This is a genomic window from Streptomyces sp. VNUA24 (assembly GCF_029167005.1).
Taxonomy (GTDB): Bacteria; Actinomycetota; Actinomycetes; order Streptomycetales; family Streptomycetaceae; genus Streptomyces; species Streptomyces scabiei.
Map to the genome: position 1 here is coordinate 1,915,829 of NZ_CP119143.1, position 20,293 is coordinate 1,936,121.

A 20,293-nucleotide genomic window follows, 5' to 3' on the forward strand; every position below is an offset into this window, starting at 1 on the left:
CCGGCGGCGCCGCAGGGCCGGGGCGCAGGGCCGGGGCGCAGGCCCGCCGGGGGCCGGGGCGCGGCTCCCCGACTATCCGGCCGGGCCGGGCGGCGCGGTGGCGGGTGCGGGTGCCTGTGCGGGTGCGGGTGCAGCCTCCCGCGCGTCGGCCGGCAGCGGCTGCTCGGCCCAGATCGTCTTGCCGGCGGAGGTGTGGCGGCTGCCCCAGCGCTCGGCCACCTGCGCCACGAGGAGCAGTCCGCGTCCGCCCTCGTCGAAGGTCCGGGCCCGTCGCAGGTGCGGGGCGGTGGCGCTGCCGTCGGAGACCTCGCAGATGAGCGCGTCGGCCCGGACCAGGCGCAGCTGGATCGGCGGGGTGCCGTAGCGGATGGCGTTGGTGACCAGTTCGCTGACGATCAGCTCGGTGGAGAACTCCAGCTCGCCCAGTCCCCAGGCGGCCAGCTGTTCGCTCGCCCCGCGGCGGGCGCCGGCGACGGCGGCGGGATCGGCGGGGAGCGACCAGGTGCGCACCTGGTCGGCGCCGAGCAGGGACGTACGGGCCAGGAGCAGGACGATGTCGTCGGCCGGCGGGTCGGGCCGTACCTTGCGCATCACCTCCTCGCAGGTCTCCTCCAGGCCGGCGGAGGGGTGGCGCAGGGCCTCGCCGAGCAGGTCCAGCCCGACGTCGAGGTCACGGCCCGGGGCCTCGATCAGGCCGTCGGTGTAGAGGGCGAGCACGCTGCCCTCGGCCATGTCGATCCGGGCCGCCTCGAAGGGCAGTCCGCCGAGACCGAGGGGCGGCCCGGCCGGCAGGTCCAGCACGCGCACCGTGCCGTCGGGGTCCATCAGCAGGGGCGGCGGGTGTCCCGCCCGCGCCAGGTCGCACCGGCCGGCGACCGGGTCGTAGACGGCGTAGAGGCAGGTGGCCCCGACCTCCCCGGAGGCCTCCTCGGCCTGCCGCCGCGCGTCGGGGCCCTCCTCGCGGTCGAGACGGATGACCAGATCGTCCAGACGGGTGAGCAGCTCGTCGGGCGCGAAGTCGGCGTCGGCGAGGGTCCGTACCGCGGAGCGCAGGCGGCCCATGGTGGCCGAGGCACGCACCCCGTGTCCCACCACGTCGCCCACGGCCAGCGCGACCCGTCCCCCGGACAGCGCGATGACGTCGAACCAGTCCCCGCCGATCTCGTCGCCGGGCCCGGCGGGCAGGTAGCGGTAGGCCAGGTCCACGGCCGCCACCTCGGGGAGCCGTTCGGGCAGCAGACTGCGCTGGAGGGTGAGCGCGGTGCGGCGCTCACGGGTGTAGCGGCGGGCGTTGTCGATGCTCACCGCGGCCCTGGCGGCGATCTCCTCGGCGAGGATCAGGTCGTCGGGGCCGAAGGCGTCCGCGGTCCGGTGCCGCATGAGGTGCAGGGCGCCGAGCGTGACGCCCCGCGCGCGCAGGGGGACCATCAGCATCGAGTGGATCTTGAACCGGCGTACGCTCCCGGCGCGGGCCGGGGAGGCCGTCACCCACGTGCGCAGCGAGGCGTCGCCCGCGCTGTAGTGGCTCGCCCTGCCGCTGATCAGCGTCAGGGCCGGGGCCGAGCCGGGCGGGTAGACGTCCGTGTCGCCGGTGGGCACCACGGATTCGGGGCATCCCGTGAGCACCGACCGCTGCGCGGTGCGCCGGCAGACGACCGGCGTGTCGGGCGGCACCGGTTGCGGCTCGTGTCCCTGGACGACGGATTCCAGCAGGTCGACGGTGGCGAAGTCGGCGAACCCCGACACCGCGACCTCGGCCAGTTCCTCGGCCGTACGGGTGACGTCGAGGGTGCTGCCGATGCGCACGCCGGCGTCGTTGAGCACGGCCAGGCGGCGCCGGGCCCAGTACTGCTCGGTGATGTCGATGACCAGCGCGGACACACCCAGCACCGTGCCCGCGCGGTCCTTCAGCGGGGAGAGGAACACCGACCACGCGTGGTCGCGGACCTCGCCGGAGGCGCGGAACGGCTGCTCCTCGCGGAAGACCATCTCGCCGGTTCGGGCCACCTGGTGCTGGAGGCGGTCGATCTCGTCCAGGGGCGGGGCGGGGTAGATCTCCCACAGGGTCCGCCCCCGCATCTCGTCCGGCCGCAGCCCCATGGCCTTGGTCATGACCTCGTTGCAGGTGACGAACCGCGCCTCGCTGTCGTAGATGGCCACGGGCAGCGGGAGCTGCGCCAGCGTGAGGCCCCACAGCTCCGCCGACTCCACCTCCGTCGGGCCGGCGGGATAGCTCACGCCCACCGAGGTGACGACCCAGTACGTGCCGGCGTCCGCGCCCGTCAGCGGGGTGCCCCGCAGCCGCGCGGTGACGCGGCCGCCGTCGCGCTTGCGCAGCACCAGGTCGCTCGTCCACTGCTCGGCCGCCGCCAGGTGGCGCCGCGTCGCGAACGGCAGTGTTCCGCCGAGCAGACCGGAGGCGGGCCTGCCCACGACGTCCTCGGGACGGTGTCCGAGGAGCCTCGCGGCTCCCGCGCTCCACACCATGACGGCCCCGCGGGTGTCGATGACGACCGCGAAGTCCTCGGGTGCCGCTGTGGTGGTGTCGGGTTCCTGGTACATGGGCGTCTACCGACCTCGTCCCCTGCGTCGCCCGGGCACGGGCGACGGGTCACCCTGCACGGGCGCTGCCTCCAGCATCGCGCCCCGGCACCACCCGCTCAACCGGCTCGCGTGGCGTGCGCGAACCCCCTGGGTCCCGGCCGGGCCCTAGAGGGGAGTCGAGGCGGAGGGCGCGAAGGGTGCGCCGTGGCCGGGGACGATCAGGACCGGGTCCAGGGCCAGGACTTTCTCCCGGGCCGCCCGGAGCCGGTCCCGGTCGGGGGCGAAGGGGTCGTCGGCCGGTCCCTCCGCGGTCCACCACAGGTGGGTCAGGACCACCAGCCCCTCCGCCGTCGTCACGAGGGTGCTGACGTCCTCGGCGGTGTGGCCGGGGGTGGTCATCAGCGTGATCGACGGGGAGAGCCGGTGCCCGTCGGCGTCCCGGTCCTCCCAGATGTCGTCGCGGTAGATCGCCATGTGGTCGTGGAAGCGGGCCTCGGGGAACAGGGCGGCGTTCAGCGTGTGGTCCGGGTGGTGGTGGCTGAAGACCACGTCGGTGACGTCCTCGGGGGCCAGCCCGTGCTCCCCGAGCGGGTCCAGGATGAGCCGGCGGTCGGCGACCATCCCGGGATCGACGACCGCGACGGTCGCGCCGTCGCGGAGCAGGGTGACGGTCCCCGCCACCCGCGTGTCCGCGTAGCCGGTGGTCAGGACGTGGAACGTGGCGGTCATGGCGGTCCTCCGATGGGGCCCGACGGGCCGGCCGTACGGGCCGTGGTGTGCGGGCCGTGGTGTGCGGGCCGTGGTGTGCGGTCCTGGGATCCTGCCACGGGGAATGCGGCGCCCGGAAGCGACGAGTACGGGCCACGAGATCATGCCGCTCGACGCGACACGACTGCTGGAGGCGCGGGTGGTCGTCGCCTTCTGGGGCCGGGCCCTGCACGACCCGCGCATGGCGGACGTCCACGCGAGCACCACGGACACCTGGCGCCGGCGCATGACCGGATACGGGCCCGGGGATCAATCGAACCGTGATTGGCGCTGAGATTGATCATGGCCGTCTAGCACAGCTCCGGGATGCGGCGTCAGGTTTCCTTGGAAGCCCGGTGGGCTCGGATGACGGGTGGCTACCGTCCGCCGGGTGCCGGTGGAATTTCTGACTGATGAGCAGGCCGTTATCTGGGCCTTTTGCGTTCATCTACTGCGTTGAGCTGGGTGTTCACCTTGCTGACAGTGTCAGGCATAACGCGTTTTGGCGGATGCGCGAGTGCCGTCGCCGTGGAGCGGGAAGGTGCGCGGACGATCTACTACGGTGCGCTGGGCTGAGACCACGCTTGCTGGATAGTGCTGTAGTCGATCACGGCGATGCCTTCCTGTTGGAGGAGTGCGAGGGCCTGCGGCGATATCAGGAAGTCGTAGTCGGTTCGCCTGTTCTCCCTGCTCGGCTACAACTTCTCGCCCCGCTTCCGCGACCTGGCCGACCAGAGGTTCTGGCGGGCGGAGCTGCCCGGGGTGGAGATCGGTGGGTACGGGCCGTTGGAGCCGCTGGCCTGCAACAAGGTGAATCTGAACAAGGTGATCACGCACTGGCCGGACATGCTCCGGGTGGTCGGCTCCCTGGTCACCGGGCAGGTGCGGGCGTACGACCTGCTGCGGATGTTCGGCCGCGAGGGACGCCCCACCCCGCTGGGCACCGCGTTCACCGAGTACGGGCGGATCGCCAAGACCCTGCACCTGCTGCGCGTGGTCGACCCGGTCGACGACACCTACCGGCGGCAGATGAACCGACAGCTCACCGTGCAGGAGTCCCGCCACAAGCTCGCCCGCGACATCTGCCACGGCAAGCGCGGGCAGATCATGCAGGCGTACCGGACGGGGCAGGAGGACCAGCTCGGCGCGCTCGGTCTCGTGCTGAATGCCGCCGTGCTGTGGACGACGCGCTATCTGGACGCCGCCGTAGCGGAGTTGCGGGCGCCGTCAGCCGAGGAACGCGAGCATGACGTTCTGGACGAGGACGTCGCCCGCGTCTCCCCGCTCAAGCATGCGAACCTCAATGTGCTCGGCCGCTACAGCTTCCGCGCCTCCACCCCGGTCGACGGCGGTCTGCGGCCACTGCGCGCCCCGGGTGCTGGCGCTCTCGACGAGGACGACGACGAATGACCCACACCGGTCCCAGCCGGACGTCTGACGAAACCGACAACATCGGCGGCGGCCGGTAGCTGAGCAGCTCATGAGACGGGACGAGGTGCAAGTGGGCTGAGTGACGACTGGGGGTGTTCGAGGTGTGGGGTGGTTTCCCAGTTCACGGATACAGGACCGGAAAGTCGGCACTGGCCCAAAGAGCGCGGACAGCGGCGGCCTTGTCATCGGCGGGGTCGTCGTCGGTGCTCCAAAGCTTGGCCTGGGCCGTGGAGTTGTTGACCGATGGCCAGCCCGGGTTCCCGGTGGTGGCGAAATCAGCCCATGCGCGCACCATGCGGCGTGCCAGTCCGTGGTCTGCGGAGGTGGGTGCGCCGCCGATGAGGAAAGCCAGGCAATCGCTGTCGAGATTGCCGAAGGCGAAGGGGATGTCCGCACAGTGCCAGGCCCGCACGACCCCGTTCGGGCCGGTGCGCCGTCGATCGAAACGCGACAGGAACGCCCGGCCGCCGGCTTGGGCGTGAAGCTCGGCGAGTCGGTTGCTGTACTCGCCGAACAGCAGATCCCCGAAGACGGCGAGGTAGACGTCGAGCACCGGGGCGTGGGGCATCGCGGCGCGGTAGCCAGCCACCAGGCCGTCGGGGAGGCTGAAGTCTTCGGCGAAGAGGGCCAGCTGTTCGTCGGTGGTGATCTTCGCGCTGCTGCCGACGGCGTCGAGCAGCCAGTACTCCTCCGTGGTGTGGCAGACCAGCAGGTCCACTCCCCGGGTCGCGCCGGCGGCCATCCCCGTGAGGGGGTCGGTGGGCAGTACAGCGCCGTCAAGGACGGGGGCGTAGAGCGCGGGGTCGTAGTGGCGGGATCCGGAGGCGGGGTCACGCCGGTAGTCGTCGACCACCCGGTCGGAGGCGATGACCAGGGTCTCCGGGGTCGCGGAAGTCAGACCCTCGGCTGTGGCGGGGCAGCCCGCTGCGGCAGCGATCTCGCAGGTGGTCGCCGCAGCGATTTCGAGCGTGTAGCAAGGGCTGGCGGCGCTGTGGGCGATGGCGCGGTGGAAGAGGCCGCGGGCGTGGTCCATCACCATCAGGCAGGCGACCGAAGCGGCGCCGGAGGACTGGCCGGCGACCGTGACGTTGCCAGGATCGCCGCCGAAGGCGGCTATGTTCTCACGGACCCAGCGCAGGGCCGCGACCTGGTCGAGCAGGCCCCGGTTGTCCGGGTAGGCGGTTGCTTCGGCGGCGGGGACATGGCCGAAGCCTTCGAAACCGAGCCGGTAGTTGAGGGTGACCACGACCAGACCGGCGCGGGCCAGCGCGGTGCCGTCGAAGTCGGGTTGGGCTGAGGATCCGAAGGTGTAGGCACCGCCATGGATCCAGACCAGGACGGGCAGACGACCACCTTCGGGGGCCGGGGTCCATATGTTGACGGTGAGGATGTCCTTGTCGTCGGGCGACCACACGGGTGCGCCGGGCAGTTGCGCCGACTGCGGGGCGATCGGGCTGAAGGCCGTGCAGTCCCGCACTCCGGTCCACGCCGGTGCCGGGAAGGGTTCCCGGAACCGGTTGACGCCGAACGGCGGGGCGGCATAGGGGATACCAAGGACGGCGACGACTTCGGCAGAAGCCCGAAACCCCTGGACCAAGCCGTTCTTCGTCTTGAAGGTGTCCATCGGAAGACTGCCTCTCATTGCACGCCAGATCGCCGAGGAGGACGGGGCTTCAGCTTTGCGTTGGGCGGCGCCCCGGGACCAACACCAAGATCATGATGATTGACGCGCCAGCCATGTCAATCCCCCGCTGCGACCAGTCCGCAGTGTCGGCAAACGAACGAATGACGACAGGCATGGCGGGCGTCCAATGAACCCCGGCTTTCCGGGGTCCGAGGGCGGCGCAGATCCAAACAGATCCGATGACGGCTGCTGACAGGGTTTGCTGACAGCTAGGGTCGAATGCGAGCACCGACACGGGGAGCGGCATGGCCAACCTGGTCTACAAACGGGTGTCGACCGATCAGCAGTCGACCGACCGCCAGAACCTCGTCCTGGACGAGGCCGGGATCGAGGACCCAGTCGCCTTCGAGGAAGCTGCGGGCACCTCCAGCCGCCTCCACCCGCTTCAGCGCCCGAAGTTCGCCGAATTGCTCGTGTACGCGCGGCCGGGCGACACCGTCCACATCTCCGAAATGTTCCGCCTGGTGCGCGGCACCGGGCACATCCTCGACGTGCTCGACGTCCTGCACCGCGACCGTCTCGCCCTGCGCATCCACGACGGGGCGTTCTCCGCGATGGACCTCACCGCCCGCCACCCGCGTACCGGCGAGCTGCTGTCCACCGTGAAGTTCATGGTGCAGACCCTCGCCGCCGCTGGCGAACTCCAGCGCGACCTGACCTACGACGGGCTGCGGGCCGCCGAGGCCAAGGGCAACAAGGGCGGCCGGCGCCCAGCCGTGGCGGCCGGGAAAACCGACGCCGTGCACACCGCGTAGGGGTGCCGGTAAGAACGCTGTCACCGATCCTGCTGGCTCATTCCGTGCCCGGCGGGGTTGGCTGCTCGTTGGTCGGGGCAGCGGCGGCCGCCTTGGCATTCCCGGTCGCGGGTGGGGTGCGAAATGTCGATGCGCTGATGCCCCTGTCGTCGTGCCAGACCGGGCCGACGACATGCATGGCGGATATCGGGGACAGCCAAGGTGCTCAGGTCGTCGCTGCGGGCCGGTGGTGCGGATGGGCGGCCAGGCAACCGACAGCGAAGGTGATGGGAAATCCTCAGCCGGGGTAAACGGGTGGGGCTGCTGATCTTGACGGGTCCCAGGACTTTAGCCCGTATTGGTCCTCAATCTTGTGGACCTTCTCATTCGTGGGGGGCGCGGGCCAGATGGTGATTAGATGGTCTTCAACGGGATAGTCGGGGAGTTCAGGCACCGCACTAAGCTGTCGCCCTTCGTCACGTCCACGGGTGTGAATTCGGATGCGGTACCAGCCGGGCCCCTTGCGAGCCAGATTCCCGGCTTCGCGCAGAGTATCTCCTGCCCAGAGGAGAGGAAACATGATTCCTTTCTCGCTGTAATGGCTGACGTCCACGACCGATTCCCACGCTTTGAAATCCTGGGGCGGCTCATTATCCCGGCACTCGATGGCCAGCGCGATATAGCCACTGTGCGTTCCCGACATGATGGTCAGATAGCCACTCCCGGCTCCTGCGAGCGTGTTCCCTCTTGGAATCCTCGGAATCTCTTCAGGGTCGGGGAGACTGCCCCATTCGCAGAGGTAGTACTGGCTGTACTCCACATTCAGGTGGTCTGTTCTCCATGTCATGCCCGACAACGTGCGTCCCTCGATTCAGCGATACCGCCACACCTGTTGCAACCAGTACATACCGGCGCCGAGCTGCACTAACACACATCAACGGGCTCACGCCACAGCGCCTCCCCCGACACCGACGCCCTCTCAGCCTTCGCCCCACGGGACGGACGCGATCACAGTCCGTGACACTCGCTCCCCATCCACGACAGCGGGCAGCCGAACACCGACCTCACGATCAACGCCGCCTACCCATTGCATACTCCAATTCGGTTACGCGGCGAGGGAGAGATCGAGTCGGGCGAGGTGGCTGACGCGGGTGCGGTCGAGCGGGTGACCGTTCCACCAGGCATCGAGGCGAATGAGGTTGAGCGCGACGGCGGAGAAGACGTGCTCCAGGTGGGTCTTCTGGAGACCGAGGTAGCGGGCACGTCTCATCCCGGTGACCGCGACGGCCTGGTGGATGGTTCCCTCGATGCCCGCGCGGGCTCCGTAGTTGACTCGCCACTGCTCGTCGCCCTGCTGGAGGCGGGCGTGGTCGAGGACTTCTTGAACCTCGCGGGGTTGCAGGGAGAGAGTCCGGCCGCCGGTCTTCGAGCTGGTGCACTGGTCGCGCACCGGGCAGGGACGGCATGTCTCCTTGTTGAACTTGATGACGATGGCCCTGGTGCCGCGCAGGGTGGCGGGGCTCCACCAGGTGCTGGTGTCCCCGCGTGGGCAGGTGGCCTGCCGCTTGTCCCAGTCGATGGTGAACGCGGTGCGGTCGAACCCGGCGCCGGCACGCGCCTGGGGTGAGCTGTTCATCAGGACCGGAGTGACCAGGCTGACCCCGAAGTTCTTCTTGATGCCCACGATCAACTCGGCGGAGGCGTAACCGGAGTCGAGGAAATGCTCGGCGGGCAGAAGATCGCGGGCAGCGAGCATGTGATGGACCGGTTCGGTCATCTCCGCATCGGTCACTGTGGCGTCGGTGGTCGCGATGCCGGTGATCAAGCGCGGCGGCGGTCCGTCGGCTCCGGGGACCAGCACCTGGCCGGTAGCCGGGTCCTGGTCGTCGGCATCGTCGCAGGACTCGCTGATGTGGATCTTGTAGCCGGTCCACCAGGAGCCCTGTTTGAGGCCATAGCGCGCCTCGGTGTCGTACGGAGAGGCCAGCCTCAGTCTGCCGGGCGGGAGGTCTTTGCCCTCCCGCCGCTTCACCTCCGCTCCGGCCTCGGACACGGTGCGGTGGTAGTTCTGCACCCACATCGTGCGCAGGACCTGCACCGCCGGGAGTTCCCGCAGCCACGCCGGCGCGTCAGGGGCGTGCACCGCCTCCAGCAGCGCGAACCCGTCCCGGCCGTAGACCAGAGCCCTCTCCTCGCGCTTGCTCGTGGAAGCCGGCGGATGCCAGGAATGAATCCGCGGACCATAGCTTTCGGCCCATTCCCGAACGGGCACCGCGTGGGTCAGCCAGACCGGGGCCGCACAGGCCAGCGCCTCCAGCGCGGCCCGCAGCGTCTCCCCGGCCAGCTCCAACCTGTTCAGATCGCGTACCGCCGCCAGCACGCGGGTGGAGTCGGTGCGCTGCTTGCCTCCGGACTTCACCAGGCCCCGGTCCTTGAGCGCGGTCAGCAGCAGGTCGAGCACCTTCTCCTCCATCCCGTGCTCGACCAGCCGCGTGCGGAACTCGGACAGCACCGAGGCGTCGAACCCGGGATCATCCAGCTCCAGGCCGAGCGCGTACTTCAGGTCCATGCCGTACCGCACCCGATGCGCTGCCGCCCGGTCGGTGAGGTTCTCGGCGAACTGCAACACCGTCACCAGCGCCAGCTGGCCCGGTGACCAGGCCAGCGCCAGCTGGCCCGGTGACCAGCCCGGCCGCCCTCTGGATCCGAACGCCTCGGCGAACTCGGCATCCTCAAACAACTCGCCCAGCTCGTCACGGACCCGCATCGCCAACGGATACGGGCCCCGTGCCGCCACCGCCCGCGCCACCTGCGCGGTCAGCTCAGGCACCTTCGGCCACGGCATCGGTCGCATCGACATTCCACACCCCACCCGCGACCGGAACGCCAAGACGGCCGCTGCTGCCCCGACCAACGAGCAGCCAACCCCGCCGGGCACGGAATAAGCCAGCAGGATCGGTGACAGCGTTCTTACCGGCACCCCGCGTACCTGGAAGGCCGGTCCATCGCCGCCCTCGCCCTCGCCCGCGACCACGACGTCAGCCGCGGCGCCATCCGCACCGCCGTCGCCGACCTCCTGCCCGACCACACCGCCGCCGGCGCCGAAGACACCCCGGCCCCGGAACTGCCGGTCACCCTCGACATGCCGGGCAAGATCGCCGACTTCCTCCGCGCAACCGAACTGGCCGACGCCGAGCGGGCCGCGCTCGACCAAGGCGTGACCGTACGACGCGGCCAGGGCTACACCTTGCGCATCACCACCGCGCCTGCGGTCCACCGCCAACTCCTCGACCACTGCCAGCCCCTCGACGGCACCGCAGCGGTCCCGGCCCAGCGCAAGGCCCGCCGCGAGTACGAGAACCGTATCAACACCCTTCGGTCCGCTACAGCCGGACCATGATCAATCTCAGCGCCAACCACGGTTCGATTGATCCCCGGGGCCGGGATACCTGGCACAGGCGAGGGCCGCGGGTGAGATCGCGGACGGTGTGCCGGACGGCCGGCGCGCCGACACCCTGCTCGCGGCCCTGGCAGGCTTTCAGGTCAACGCGCTGCTCGTCCCACACTCCACCACAGCGGCACATCAACGGGTCTCACTCGAAAGCCTGTTGACGACTCTCTGACCTCCTTCCGCCCGGCGGACCGCCGGGCGGCGCGCGGCGACCGGACCGCCACCGGAGGGTTGTCAGGGCGATGGACCGCTTCTACAGTCCAGGGCAGAGCGGAAATGGGAGCGCTCCCACAATGTGGCCACGGGGAGCGCCCGGCATCACCCCCCACCTCCCGGCCGTACCTCCGAAAGAGGCCCCCATGCGACCGTCGCCGTACCCTCCGCGTGCTCCCCGTGGACGTTCCCTGCGGGGCGCGCTGGGCGCGCTCGTCACCGCGCTCGCCACCGTCGCGGCACTCTTCGCCGCCACGCCACCGGCCCAGGCCGACACGACCGTCTGCGAACAGTTCGGCTCGACCGTCGTCCAGGGGCGCTACGTCGTCCAGAACAACCGCTGGGGCACCAGCGCCCCTCAGTGCGTCACCGCCACCGACACCGGCTTCCGGCTCAGCCGGGCCGACGGTTCCGTCCCCACCAACGGCGCGCCGAAGTCCTACCCGTCCCTGTTCAACGGCTGCCACTACACCAACTGCTCCCCGGGAACCAGCCTCCCGGCCCAGCTCTCGACCATCTCCAGCGCACCGAGCAGCATCTCGTACGGCTATGTCGGCGATGCCGTCTACAACGCCTCGTACGACATCTGGCTCGACCCGACGCCCCGTACCGACGGCGTGAACCGGACCGAGATCATGATCTGGTTCAACAAGGTGGGCCCGATCCAGCCCATCGGCTCGCAGGTCGGCACGGCCTCCGTGGGCGGGCGCTCCTGGCAGGTGTGGTCGGGCGGCAACGGCACCAACGACGTGCTGTCCTTCGTGGCTCCGTCGGCGATCGGCAGCTGGAGCTTCGACGTGATGGACTTCGTCCGTCAGGCCGTGGCACGCGGACTGGCCCAGAACAGCTGGTACCTGACGAGTGTTCAGGCCGGTTTCGAGCCCTGGCAGAACGGGACCGGGCTGAGCGTGAACTCCTTCTCGTCGAGCGTGAACACCGGCGGCGGTGGGCCCGGCGGTCCGGGCGGCGGCGGTGCCTGCGCGGTGGCGTACACCACGAACGTCTGGCCGGGCGGCTTCACCGCCGACGTCACCGTCACCAACACCGGTTCGTCGCCCGTCGACGGCTGGCGCCTCGCCTTCACCCTGCCCTCCGGCCAGAGCGTCACCAGCGCCTGGAACTCGTCCGTCTCCCCGTCCTCGGGATCGGTCACGGCGAGCGGGCTGGCCCACAACGCGAGCATCTCCCCCGGCGGCAGGCAGTCGTTCGGGTTCCAGGGCACCTACAGCGGCACCTTCGCCGCGCCGGGCGGGTTCAGTCTCAACGGGACGGCCTGCACGCGGACATGAGGCGGGCGGAGGGCGGGAGGTGCGGACGGGCGCATGTCACCGTCCGCACCTCCCGCCCCGTGCCGGCCGGTTCACCGGACGGTGAAACCGGCCCACTCGGCGTCCAGGACCGTGGTGCCGTCCTTCGCCGTGGCCAGGACGGCGACGTGCCAGGCACCGCGCGGGGAGGACTGCGCGTCGGCGGCGGTGACCCCGACGCGGTACGTGCAGTGCACGGTGTCCTTTCCGGAGGGCTTGCAGACGGCCGATTCCACGGCGGCCATGTCCTTGGCGGTGGGCCCCTCCTCGGCGAAGGACGAGTGCTGCGGCCATGCCAGCACCTTCACGCTCTCGACCCCGGAGGACGCCGTGACGTCGGTGGTGAAGGTGAGCGAGCCGTCGCGGCCGCCCTCAGGAGCGACGTAGCGGGCCGTGCCGTGCGCGAGCTTCACCGACTGGTCCCCGGCGTGGGCCAGTGTGAGGGCACCAGCGGCACCGAGGACGACGACACCGGCGGCCACGGACAGGACGGTACGACGGGACATGAGGTACTCCATGGGATCCGAGCTGGACAGGACCGGCGCCTCCGACCGGCGCCGCTGCACCGATCTTCGTCGCACCGGGGACCGCCGGGCATGAGCGCACCTACTCAACTCGGCCTGAGTAGGCCGGTGTTGTCGAGCGCGGCGGTGCACCCCGGCGGTCCGGCCGCCGGGGTGCACCGCTCGCTCTCTCGGTGTCCGGTGCTCCTACACCTGGTTGAAGAACCGCCACACCTCGGCCGGCAGCCAGGTCCTGGATCCGCTGTCACCGGGAGCCCGGTCCTGGGGAGCCGCGATGTGCCCCTCGTCGAACGCCGCCCAGGCGACCGGACGTCCGGCCGCGCACCCGGAGTAGGTGGTGACCCGGTGCGTCAGGCTGCCCTGGGCCGGCTCGGGCGGGTTCTGGGGGGTGCACCCGTTGTTCCTGACGAACCGGTCCCGCATCGCGCGGCCGCCGGAGATGCCGAGGACGTTGTCCCGCAGGCCGTGCACACCGAGGTAGGCGATGGGCTGCGTGCCGCCGCTGCATCCGCTGAGCTGTCCGCCGCTCTGGACCGCGACCGCGCGGAAGACCGTCGCCCGCGAGCAGGCGAGCGAGTACGACATGGCGGCGCCGTAGCTGAATCCCAGGGCGAACCGCTGGGCGGTGTCGATGCACAGGGCGTCGTCGATCCGCCGGATCATGTTGTCGACGAAGGTGATGTCCTCGCCGCCGGAGTTGGCCCAGCCGTTGTTGAGGCCCTGGGGTGCGACGAAGACGGCGCTGTTGTTGGCCAGCCGCTGCAGCCCGTAGTAGGCCCACGTGCCCGTTTCCACGGTGCGGCCCGTGGAGACGTCGGTGGAGGTGCCGCCCAGCCAGTGGAACCCGAACACCACCCGGTAGGGACGGTTGCGGTCGTATCCGTCCGGGACCCGCAGGATGAAGCTCCGGTTCTTGCCGCCGCTCTGGATCGTGTGCGTGCCGCTCGCCAGTCCGGGCGCCTTGCCGCAGCCGGCGGTCGAGGCGGCGGGGGCACGGACGGAGGCCGCGGCCGTGCCCGAGGCCGCGGTCGTGGTACCGACCAGGGCCAGCACGAGCGAGGCGACGACGGCGGGCCATAAGCGTGTTCCGGTCCTCGTGATCATGTGACTCCTTCTCCGGCGATCTCCGGCTGCCTCCGGCAACCGATCCCATGAAATGTCGTGCACCTGACAGGGTTAGGGAACGCAAGATTCGGTCACGTCCGCGATCGAACACCTACGGCCGTCAGGTAGTCCGGGACTATAGAGAGGCGGTCGAGCATGTCAATACGTGGCGCTCCCCCGGCGTCCCACAGACCGGGAACCCGACGGCCCAGGCCCGGACCAGGCAGGCAACCCTCTCGGACCTTCCGACGGAAGCCCACTCCGATGTACGGATCGAACGAAATATTTCGCCAGAACTTTCGAATCATGCGAGAGGTATTGACGAGGTCCACCGGCCTCCTATCATCCAAAGTGCTCGATGTGCCGATCGATGTACGACATCACGAACGAGGCGGAGGCAGGCCCGGCCACGGGAGGCCCCCTCGACGAGCCACCGCACGCTCCACGACGCACCTCGGCACAGCACCCGGCCCCACCCCCGCCCCCACGACGGCCCGGCCGCGCGAGGAGAACGCCATGGATATGTCATGCCCTGATCAGTTCTGGGATCGCCGTCGCACGCTGGCCGCCGCCACCGGTCTGGTGACGGGCACCTTGCTTCCCCCGATCGGAGCGTCGCGCGCCCTCGCGGCTCCCGGCCCGGAGCGGGGGCCGTCGGCCGCCGCCGCCGCGGACCTCACGAATCCGGTCGTCTGGCAGGACTTCGCGGACATCGACATCATCCGCGTCGGCTCCACCTACTACGCCTCGGCCTCCACGATGCACTACTCGCCGGGAGCCCCGGTGCTGCGCTCGTACGACCTGGTGAACTGGGAGATCGCCGGTCACGCCGTGCCGACCCTCGACTTCGGCGCCAAGTACGACCTGAACGGCGGCCGCGGCTACGTCCGGGGCATCTGGGCGTCGTCGCTGGCCCATCGCCCGAGCAACGGGACCTTCTACTGGCTCGGCCAGATCGACTTCGCCAGGACGTACGTGTACACCGCCACCGCCGTCGAGGGACCGTGGAACCGGCTCACCACCATCGGCACGCCCTACTACGACGCCGGATTGCTGGTGGACACCGACGACACCCTGTACGTGGCGTACGGCAACTCCACCATCAGCGTCGCCCAGCTCTCGCCGGACGGCCGCACCCAGGTCCGCACCCAGCAGGTGTTCACCACACCGTCGAGCGTCGGCACCCTGGAGGGCTCCCGCTTCTACCGGATCAACGGGCAGTACTACATCTTCCTGACCCGTCCCGCGAACGGCCAGTACATCCTGAAGTCGTCGAGCGGCCCCTTCGGTCCGTACACGATGCGGCAGGTCCTTCTCGACCTGCGCGGGCCGATCCCCGGCGGCGGTGTCCCCCACCAGGGCGGACTGGTGCAGACACAGAACGGCGCCTGGTACTACCTGGCCTTCGTGGACGCCTACCCCGGCGGCCGGGTGCCCGCCCTGGCCCCGGTCACCTGGACCTCGGACGGCTGGCCCGTGGTGCAGCTCGTCAACGGCGCCTGGGGCGCCTCGTACCCCGCCCCGGCCGTGCCCGCTCCACCCCGCCCGGTCACCCCCATGATCGGCGTCGACACCTTCGACGGGACGACCCTCAAACCGAGGTGGGAGTGGAACCACAACCCGGACAACAGCAAGTGGTCGGTGAACAACGGTCTGACGCTGAGCACCGCGACCGTCACCAACGACCTGTACTGGGCCCGCAACACCCTCACCCACCGCATCCAGGGCCCCACCTCCACCGCCACCGTCCAGCTCGACCCCTCGGCCATGCGCGACGGCGACCGGGCCGGACTCGCGCTGCTGCGTGACTCCTCCGCGTGGATCGGGCTCAAACGCGACGGCGGCACGACCCGGCTGGTCATGGTCGACGGGCTGACCATGGACGGCAGCTGGAACACCACCGGCACCGGAGTCGAGCGGGCGAGCACGAACGTGCCGGGCGGACGGCTCTGGCTGCGGGTGAACGCCGACATCCGCCCCGGATCGGCCCGGCCGGGCACCTTCTCCTACAGCACCGACGGCACCCGCTTCACCCGCCTCGGCCCCGCCTTCTCCATGGGCAACGACTGGCGCTTCTTCATGGGTTACCGGTTCGCCCTGTTCAACCACGCCACCCGGGCACTGGGCGGCTCGGTCCGCATCACCCGGTTCGAGGTGTCCACCCCCTGAACCCTCCGACACCCCCTGAACCCTCCGCACCCGCTCCACCCCCACCCGCACACCGACCGTACGAGGAGAACGATGAACCAGCGGAAACGGCTCGGCCGGCGCCGGGCGTCGGTACTGGGCCTGGCGGCACTCACGGCCCTCGCCACGCCCGGCCTCGCGCACGGCGCACCGCAGGCCGGTCCCGGCCCGGCGGCCGGCACGCCGACGGCGGTCAAGGCGTCCACCCTGGGCGCCCAGGCCGCCCAGTCCGGACGGTACTTCGGAACCGCCGTCGCCGCCGGACGGCTCGGTGACGGCCAGTACACCGGCATCCTGGACCGCGAGTTCAACCAGGTCACCCCCGAGAACGAGATGAAGTGGGACGCCACCGAGCGCAACCGCGGCCAGTTCACCTTCGGCTCCGCCGACCAGATCGTGAACCGCGCGACGGCCCGGGGCCAGAAGGTCCGCGGCCACACGCTGGTGTGGCACTCCCAGCTGCCCGACTGGGTCAAGGCCATCAGGGACGCGAACACGCTGCGCGGCGTGATGAACAACCACATCACCACCGTGGCGGGCCGCTACAAGGGCCGCATCCACTCCTGGGACGTGGTCAACGAGGCCTTCGCCGACGGCGGCAGCGGCCAGATGCGCAGCTCGGTCTTCCGGGACGTCCTGGGCACCGGCTTCATCGAGGAGGCGTTCCGCACGGCCCGCGCGGCCGACCCGGGCGCCAAGCTCTGCTACAACGACTACAACATCGAGGACTGGAACGCCGCCAAGACCCAGGGTGTCTACCGCATGGTCCGCGACTTCAAGTCCCGGGGCGTGCCCATCGACTGCGTCGGACTCCAGTCCCACTTCGGTGCCGGCGGCCCTCCCGGCACCTTCCAGGCGACGCTGTCGAGCTTCGCCGCTCTCGGGGTGGACGTCCAGATCACCGAGCTGGACATCGCTCAGGCCCCGGCGAACGGGTACGCCAACACGGTCAGGGCCTGTCTGAACGTGCCGCGCTGCACCGGCATCACCGTCTGGGGCATCCGCGACAGCGACTCCTGGCGCAGCGGCGAGAACCCGCTGCTGTTCGACCGCGGTGGCAACAAGAAGCCGGCGTACCGGTCGGCGCTCACCACGATGGGCGGTTCGCTCGCGTGAGGCGGGCCGGCCCCACCCCCTGAACCGGACGCAGGCCCTCGGCTCACCCCCGGGGGCCTGTGTCCCTCCAGGCGTCGCGGCAGGACGTTCGCACGGTGGACGTGCGGCTACTCGTCCTCGTCCGGGTCCCAGGCCAGGAGCAGGTCGAAGAGCCGACGGTCGCCGTCGGACTTCAGGGAGTCCACGGGGATGCGGCCGTACAGGGCCAGGACCAGTTCGCCCGCCGTCCCGTGCAGGGAGGCGTCGGCGGGCGTGGCACCCGGGGTGGTCAGGCGGGTGGCCCGTGTGCCGTCGGCGGCGAGCGTGAGACGCCAGGAGCGGCCCTCGGCGGCGTGGTAGTCCACGGTGGCGGGCTCGTGGGGCCAGGGGGCGGTACCGGCGCAGCAGGTGGACAGGAACTCGTCGACGCCGTCGAGTGCCGCCGCGTCCGGCAGCGGCTGCGCGGTCCCCGTGGTGACCTGGGCGTCGTAGGTGTGCACCGCGGCCTCCTGGACCTGGTGCCGGGCGACCGCGCCGCTGGTCCGCGGCGACTGCGACGTGCCCCACCAGGTCCAGCAGCCGCGGTCCGGGCCGGACTCCCGCAGGGCGTCCAGCAGCCGGCCGGTGGACTCGGCCGACCAGGCCAGCAGGGCCGTACGTTCGCGGGGCGCGTCCGGGTCGTCCCTGCGCAGGGGGGCGTCGGCCGGGCCGGCGGCGACGGTGGCCGCCCAGAAGCGGTGCACCGAGCCGAGGTGCCGTACCAGGTCCAGCAGCGTCCACTCGGGGCAGGTCGGCACCCGTTCCGCAAGGTCGGGCGCGGCGGCGACCGCCGCGCGGAACGCGGCGGAGCGCTCCTCGATCAGCCGCAGCAGTGCGGGGAACTCCGGGGTGATGGCCTCAGTCGTCGTCACGCCGCCTGTCTATCACCGTGCTCATCGGCCCGGACAGCGGTTTTCCCGGGGCCCCCACGGGGCGCGCGGCACCGGCCGCGCGCCCGAACGCCTCAGCGGCGCCTGTGGAGTTCGACGGCGAGGGGGGTAGCGGTGAACATCGAGGAGTACGTGCCCACGGCGATGCCGATGAGCAGGGCGAGGGCGAAGTCGGTGAGGGAGTCGCCGCCGAGCACCGCCAGGGCGGTGAGGATGAAGGCGGCGCCCATGCCGGTGTTGACGGTGCGGGGCAGCGTCTGTAGCAGGGCCCGGTTGGCGACGGCCGCGAAGGGTGCGGTGCGGTCGGCGCGGCCGAGGTCCCTGACGCGGTCGAAGACCACGACGGAGTCGTTGACCGAGTAGCCGATGACGGTGAGCAGGGCGGCGAGGAAGACACCGTCCACGGGCTTGCCCAGCCAGGCGAAGACTCCGACGAGGATCACCACGTCGTGGGCGAGGGCGGCGACGGCGGAGGTGCCGAACAGCCAGCGGAAACGGGCCGCGAGGTAGAGGAGTTGGGCGCCGAGGGCGACGGCGAGGGCGATCAGGGCGCCGTTGCGCAGCTCCTTGCCGAGGCTGGGGCCGATGGCCTCGTCACGGACCTTCTCCGCGCGGTCGGTGAGGGTGCCGACGGTGTCGGTGACGAGGGCCGCCTGCGCCTCGCTCAGCCGCTCGGTCCGGACGGTGAGTCCGTCGTCTCCGGAGGTCTGGACGACGGCGCGGGGGAATCCGGCGTCGGCGAGCGCGGCGCGCGCCCGGTCGGGGTCGACCGGGGTGGCGGTGGTGTACTCGACCAGGCGGCCGCCGGTGAACTCGATCCCGAAGTCCAGGCCCCGTACGCCGATGCCGGCCACCGCGACGGCCAGGACCACGGCGGAGGCGGCCAGCCACCGCCGGGGCCGGCGCATCAGCTGCGGCGGTGTGCGCGTCAGGCGGTCGCGGACGGCGCCGGTGCCGGCGATGCCCGTCAGACGTGGACGGCGGCGGACGGAGGGCCGGGAGGCCGCGTGGTCGGCGAGCACACGGGTGATCACCAGGGCGCTGAACATGGAGGCGAGGACGCCGATGCCCAGGGTGACACCGAAGCCGCGCACGGGTCCGGAGGCGAGGAAGAACAGCAGGCCGGCGGCGATGAGGGTGGTGACGTTGGAGTCGGTGATCGCGCTGAAGGCGCCCCGGAAGCCCGCCGTCAGGGCCGACCGGGGACTGGGCCGCCGCTGGGCGGCGTACTCCTCCCGAGCCCGTTCGAAGACCAGGACGTTGGCGTCGACCGCCATGCCGATGGCCAGGACGAAACCGGCGAGGCCGGGGAGGGTGAGGGTGGCGCCCAGGGCGGCGAGGGCGGCGTAGGAGATCAGGCCGTAGCAGAGCAGTGCCACGGTGGCGAGGACGCCCATCAGCCGGTAGACGGCGATGATGAACAGCGCGGTGAGCGTGGTGCCGACCGCGGCTGCCCAGGCGCTGGCCTCGATGGCCTCGGCGCCGAGGGTGGGGCCGACGGTGCGCTGCTCGACGTTCTCCACCGGGACGGGCAGTGCGCCGCCGTTGATGAGCAGGGCGAGTTCCTTGGCCTCGTCGGCGTCGAAGGAGCCGGTGATCTGGGTGGAGCCACCGCTGATGCCGGTGTCGCAGCGGACCGAGGGATCGATCTGGGGCGAGGAGATGATCTTGTCGTCGAGGACGATGGCGATGCGTCGGGCCGGGTCTCCCGCGGGGGCGCAGGCGGCCCGCCCGGTCAGGCGGGCCCAGCCGTCGCCGCCGGCCCCCTCGAAGTCGACGGTCACATGCCATCCGGTGCCGTTCTGCTGGTCGAGCCGGGCGGCCGCCTCCTTGACGTCCTGGCCGGTCAGCGCGGCCGCTTCCAGGCGCAGGAGGGTGCCGGACTCGTCGGCCAGGACGGTGTCACGCGGCTTCTTCTTCTCCTCCGTGGTCTGCTCCTTGTCCTCGGCCTCGTCCGTGGCGTCGGCGGTGGTCGTGCCGAGGACCTGGTGGAAGGTGAGCCGGGCGGTGCGGCCGAGGATCTCGGCGGCCTCGGCCGGGTCCTGCACTCCGGGCAGCTCGACGACGATCCGGTTGTCCCCGGAGCGGGTGAGAGTGGGTTCGGCGACGCCCAGGGCGTCGACGCGGCCGCGCAGCACCTCCAGGGTGCGGTCGGTGGCCTCGCTGTCGGCGGGGGTGGTGTCGGTGGGGCGGGTCTCCAGCACGATCTGTGTGCCGCCCCGCAGGTCCAGTCCGAGCTGGACGGGTGTGGTGAGGGCGATGAAGAGGGACAGGGCGACGGCGGCGAGGGCGAGCAGCCCTCGGACGCGCGGGGCGCGGGTCAAGAGGGGCCTCCGGCAGGCA

14 protein-coding genes and 2 pseudogenes are annotated in these 20,293 nt (G+C 70.9%); 7 read left to right on the top strand and 9 right to left on the bottom strand.

What is annotated here, in order from left to right; translation table 11 throughout:
* Nucleotides 1-72: 72 nt before the first annotated feature.
* Nucleotides 73-2,562: a SpoIIE family protein phosphatase gene (locus tag PYR72_RS07975; RefSeq protein ID WP_275454618.1), complete on the bottom strand. Its 2,490-nt coding sequence runs from the start codon at nt 2,560-2,562 to the stop codon at nt 73-75.
* Nucleotides 2,563-2,709: 147 nt separating this feature from the next.
* Nucleotides 2,710-3,273, bottom strand: a complete 564-nt coding sequence (locus PYR72_RS07980; protein ID WP_275454619.1) for an MBL fold metallo-hydrolase — start codon at nt 3,271-3,273, stop codon at nt 2,710-2,712.
* Nucleotides 3,274-3,376: 103 nt separating this feature from the next.
* Between PYR72_RS07980 and PYR72_RS07985 the strand changes: the two genes are divergently transcribed.
* Nucleotides 3,377-3,586 (top strand): TetR family transcriptional regulator C-terminal domain-containing protein, encoded by a 210-nt coding sequence (locus PYR72_RS07985; protein ID WP_275454620.1) that lies wholly within the window; start codon nt 3,377-3,379, stop codon nt 3,584-3,586.
* Nucleotides 3,587-3,969: 383 nt separating this feature from the next.
* Nucleotides 3,970-4,701: pseudogene (locus PYR72_RS07990) on the top strand (Tn3 family transposase); the annotation flags it as partial.
* A 142-nt stretch (nt 4,702-4,843) separates the two neighbouring features.
* Here PYR72_RS07990 and PYR72_RS07995 read toward each other — a convergent pair.
* Entirely contained in the window at nt 4,844-6,346 is a 1,503-nt protein-coding gene (locus PYR72_RS07995; RefSeq protein ID WP_275454621.1) for a carboxylesterase family protein, read from the bottom strand.
* Nucleotides 6,347-6,651: 305 nt separating this feature from the next.
* Here PYR72_RS07995 and PYR72_RS08000 point away from each other — a divergent pair, with 305 nt between their 5' ends.
* Nucleotides 6,652-7,161 (top strand): recombinase family protein, encoded by a 510-nt coding sequence (locus tag PYR72_RS08000; RefSeq protein ID WP_275454622.1) that lies wholly within the window; start codon nt 6,652-6,654, stop codon nt 7,159-7,161.
* A 277-nt stretch (nt 7,162-7,438) separates the two neighbouring features.
* Here PYR72_RS08000 and PYR72_RS08005 read toward each other — a convergent pair whose 3' ends face one another.
* Both PYR72_RS08005 and PYR72_RS08010 read right to left on the bottom strand, forming a co-directional pair.
* Nucleotides 7,439-7,987: a hypothetical protein gene (locus PYR72_RS08005; protein WP_275454623.1), complete on the bottom strand. Its 549-nt coding sequence runs from the start codon at nt 7,985-7,987 to the stop codon at nt 7,439-7,441.
* A gap of 258 nt (nt 7,988-8,245) precedes the next feature.
* On the bottom strand, nt 8,246-10,000 hold the full coding sequence (locus PYR72_RS08010) for an IS1182 family transposase (RefSeq protein WP_275454624.1): 1,755 nt from the start codon (nt 9,998-10,000) through the stop codon (nt 8,246-8,248).
* 282 nt (nt 10,001-10,282) lie between these two features.
* Here PYR72_RS08010 and PYR72_RS08015 point away from each other — a divergent pair, with 282 nt between their 5' ends.
* Together PYR72_RS08015 and PYR72_RS08020 are read left to right on the top strand one after the other, a co-directional pair.
* Nucleotides 10,283-10,540, top strand: a complete 258-nt coding sequence (locus PYR72_RS08015) for a hypothetical protein (RefSeq protein WP_275454625.1) — start codon at nt 10,283-10,285, stop codon at nt 10,538-10,540.
* A 410-nt stretch (nt 10,541-10,950) separates the two neighbouring features.
* The gene (locus PYR72_RS08020) at nt 10,951-12,093 is read left to right on the top strand and encodes a cellulose binding domain-containing protein (protein ID WP_275454626.1); all 1,143 of its coding nucleotides are present in this window, start codon (nt 10,951-10,953) and stop codon (nt 12,091-12,093) included.
* Between the two features lie 71 nt (nt 12,094-12,164).
* Here PYR72_RS08020 and PYR72_RS08025 read toward each other — a convergent pair whose 3' ends face one another.
* Together PYR72_RS08025 and PYR72_RS08030 are read right to left on the bottom strand one after the other, a co-directional pair.
* Nucleotides 12,165-12,617: a DUF5707 domain-containing protein gene (locus PYR72_RS08025; protein ID WP_275454627.1), complete on the bottom strand. Its 453-nt coding sequence runs from the start codon at nt 12,615-12,617 to the stop codon at nt 12,165-12,167.
* A 204-nt stretch (nt 12,618-12,821) separates the two neighbouring features.
* Complete coding sequence (locus PYR72_RS08030; RefSeq protein ID WP_275454628.1) at nt 12,822-13,739, bottom strand: hydrolase; 918 nt, start codon at nt 13,737-13,739, stop codon at nt 12,822-12,824.
* 522 nt (nt 13,740-14,261) lie between these two features.
* On the opposite strand from PYR72_RS08030, the gene PYR72_RS08035 reads away from it, so the two are divergent.
* Both PYR72_RS08035 and PYR72_RS08040 read left to right on the top strand, forming a co-directional pair.
* Nucleotides 14,262-15,908 carry a glycoside hydrolase 43 family protein gene (locus PYR72_RS08035; protein ID WP_275460361.1) on the top strand — a complete coding sequence of 549 codons (1,647 nt, stop codon included), beginning with the start codon at nt 14,262-14,264 and terminating at the stop codon, nt 15,906-15,908.
* 72 nt (nt 15,909-15,980) lie between these two features.
* Nucleotides 15,981-17,033, top strand: a pseudogene (locus PYR72_RS08040) (endo-1,4-beta-xylanase); the annotation flags it as partial.
* A gap of 116 nt (nt 17,034-17,149) precedes the next feature.
* Here PYR72_RS08040 and PYR72_RS08045 read toward each other — a convergent pair.
* Both PYR72_RS08045 and secD read right to left on the bottom strand, forming a co-directional pair.
* The gene (locus tag PYR72_RS08045) at nt 17,150-17,932 is read right to left on the bottom strand and encodes a maleylpyruvate isomerase family mycothiol-dependent enzyme (RefSeq protein WP_275454630.1); all 783 of its coding nucleotides are present in this window, start codon (nt 17,930-17,932) and stop codon (nt 17,150-17,152) included.
* Nucleotides 17,933-18,024: 92 nt separating this feature from the next.
* On the bottom strand, nt 18,025-20,274 hold the full coding sequence (gene secD / locus PYR72_RS08050) for a protein translocase subunit SecD (protein ID WP_275454631.1): 2,250 nt from the start codon (nt 20,272-20,274) through the stop codon (nt 18,025-18,027).
* Nucleotides 20,275-20,293: the final 19 nt, after the last annotated feature.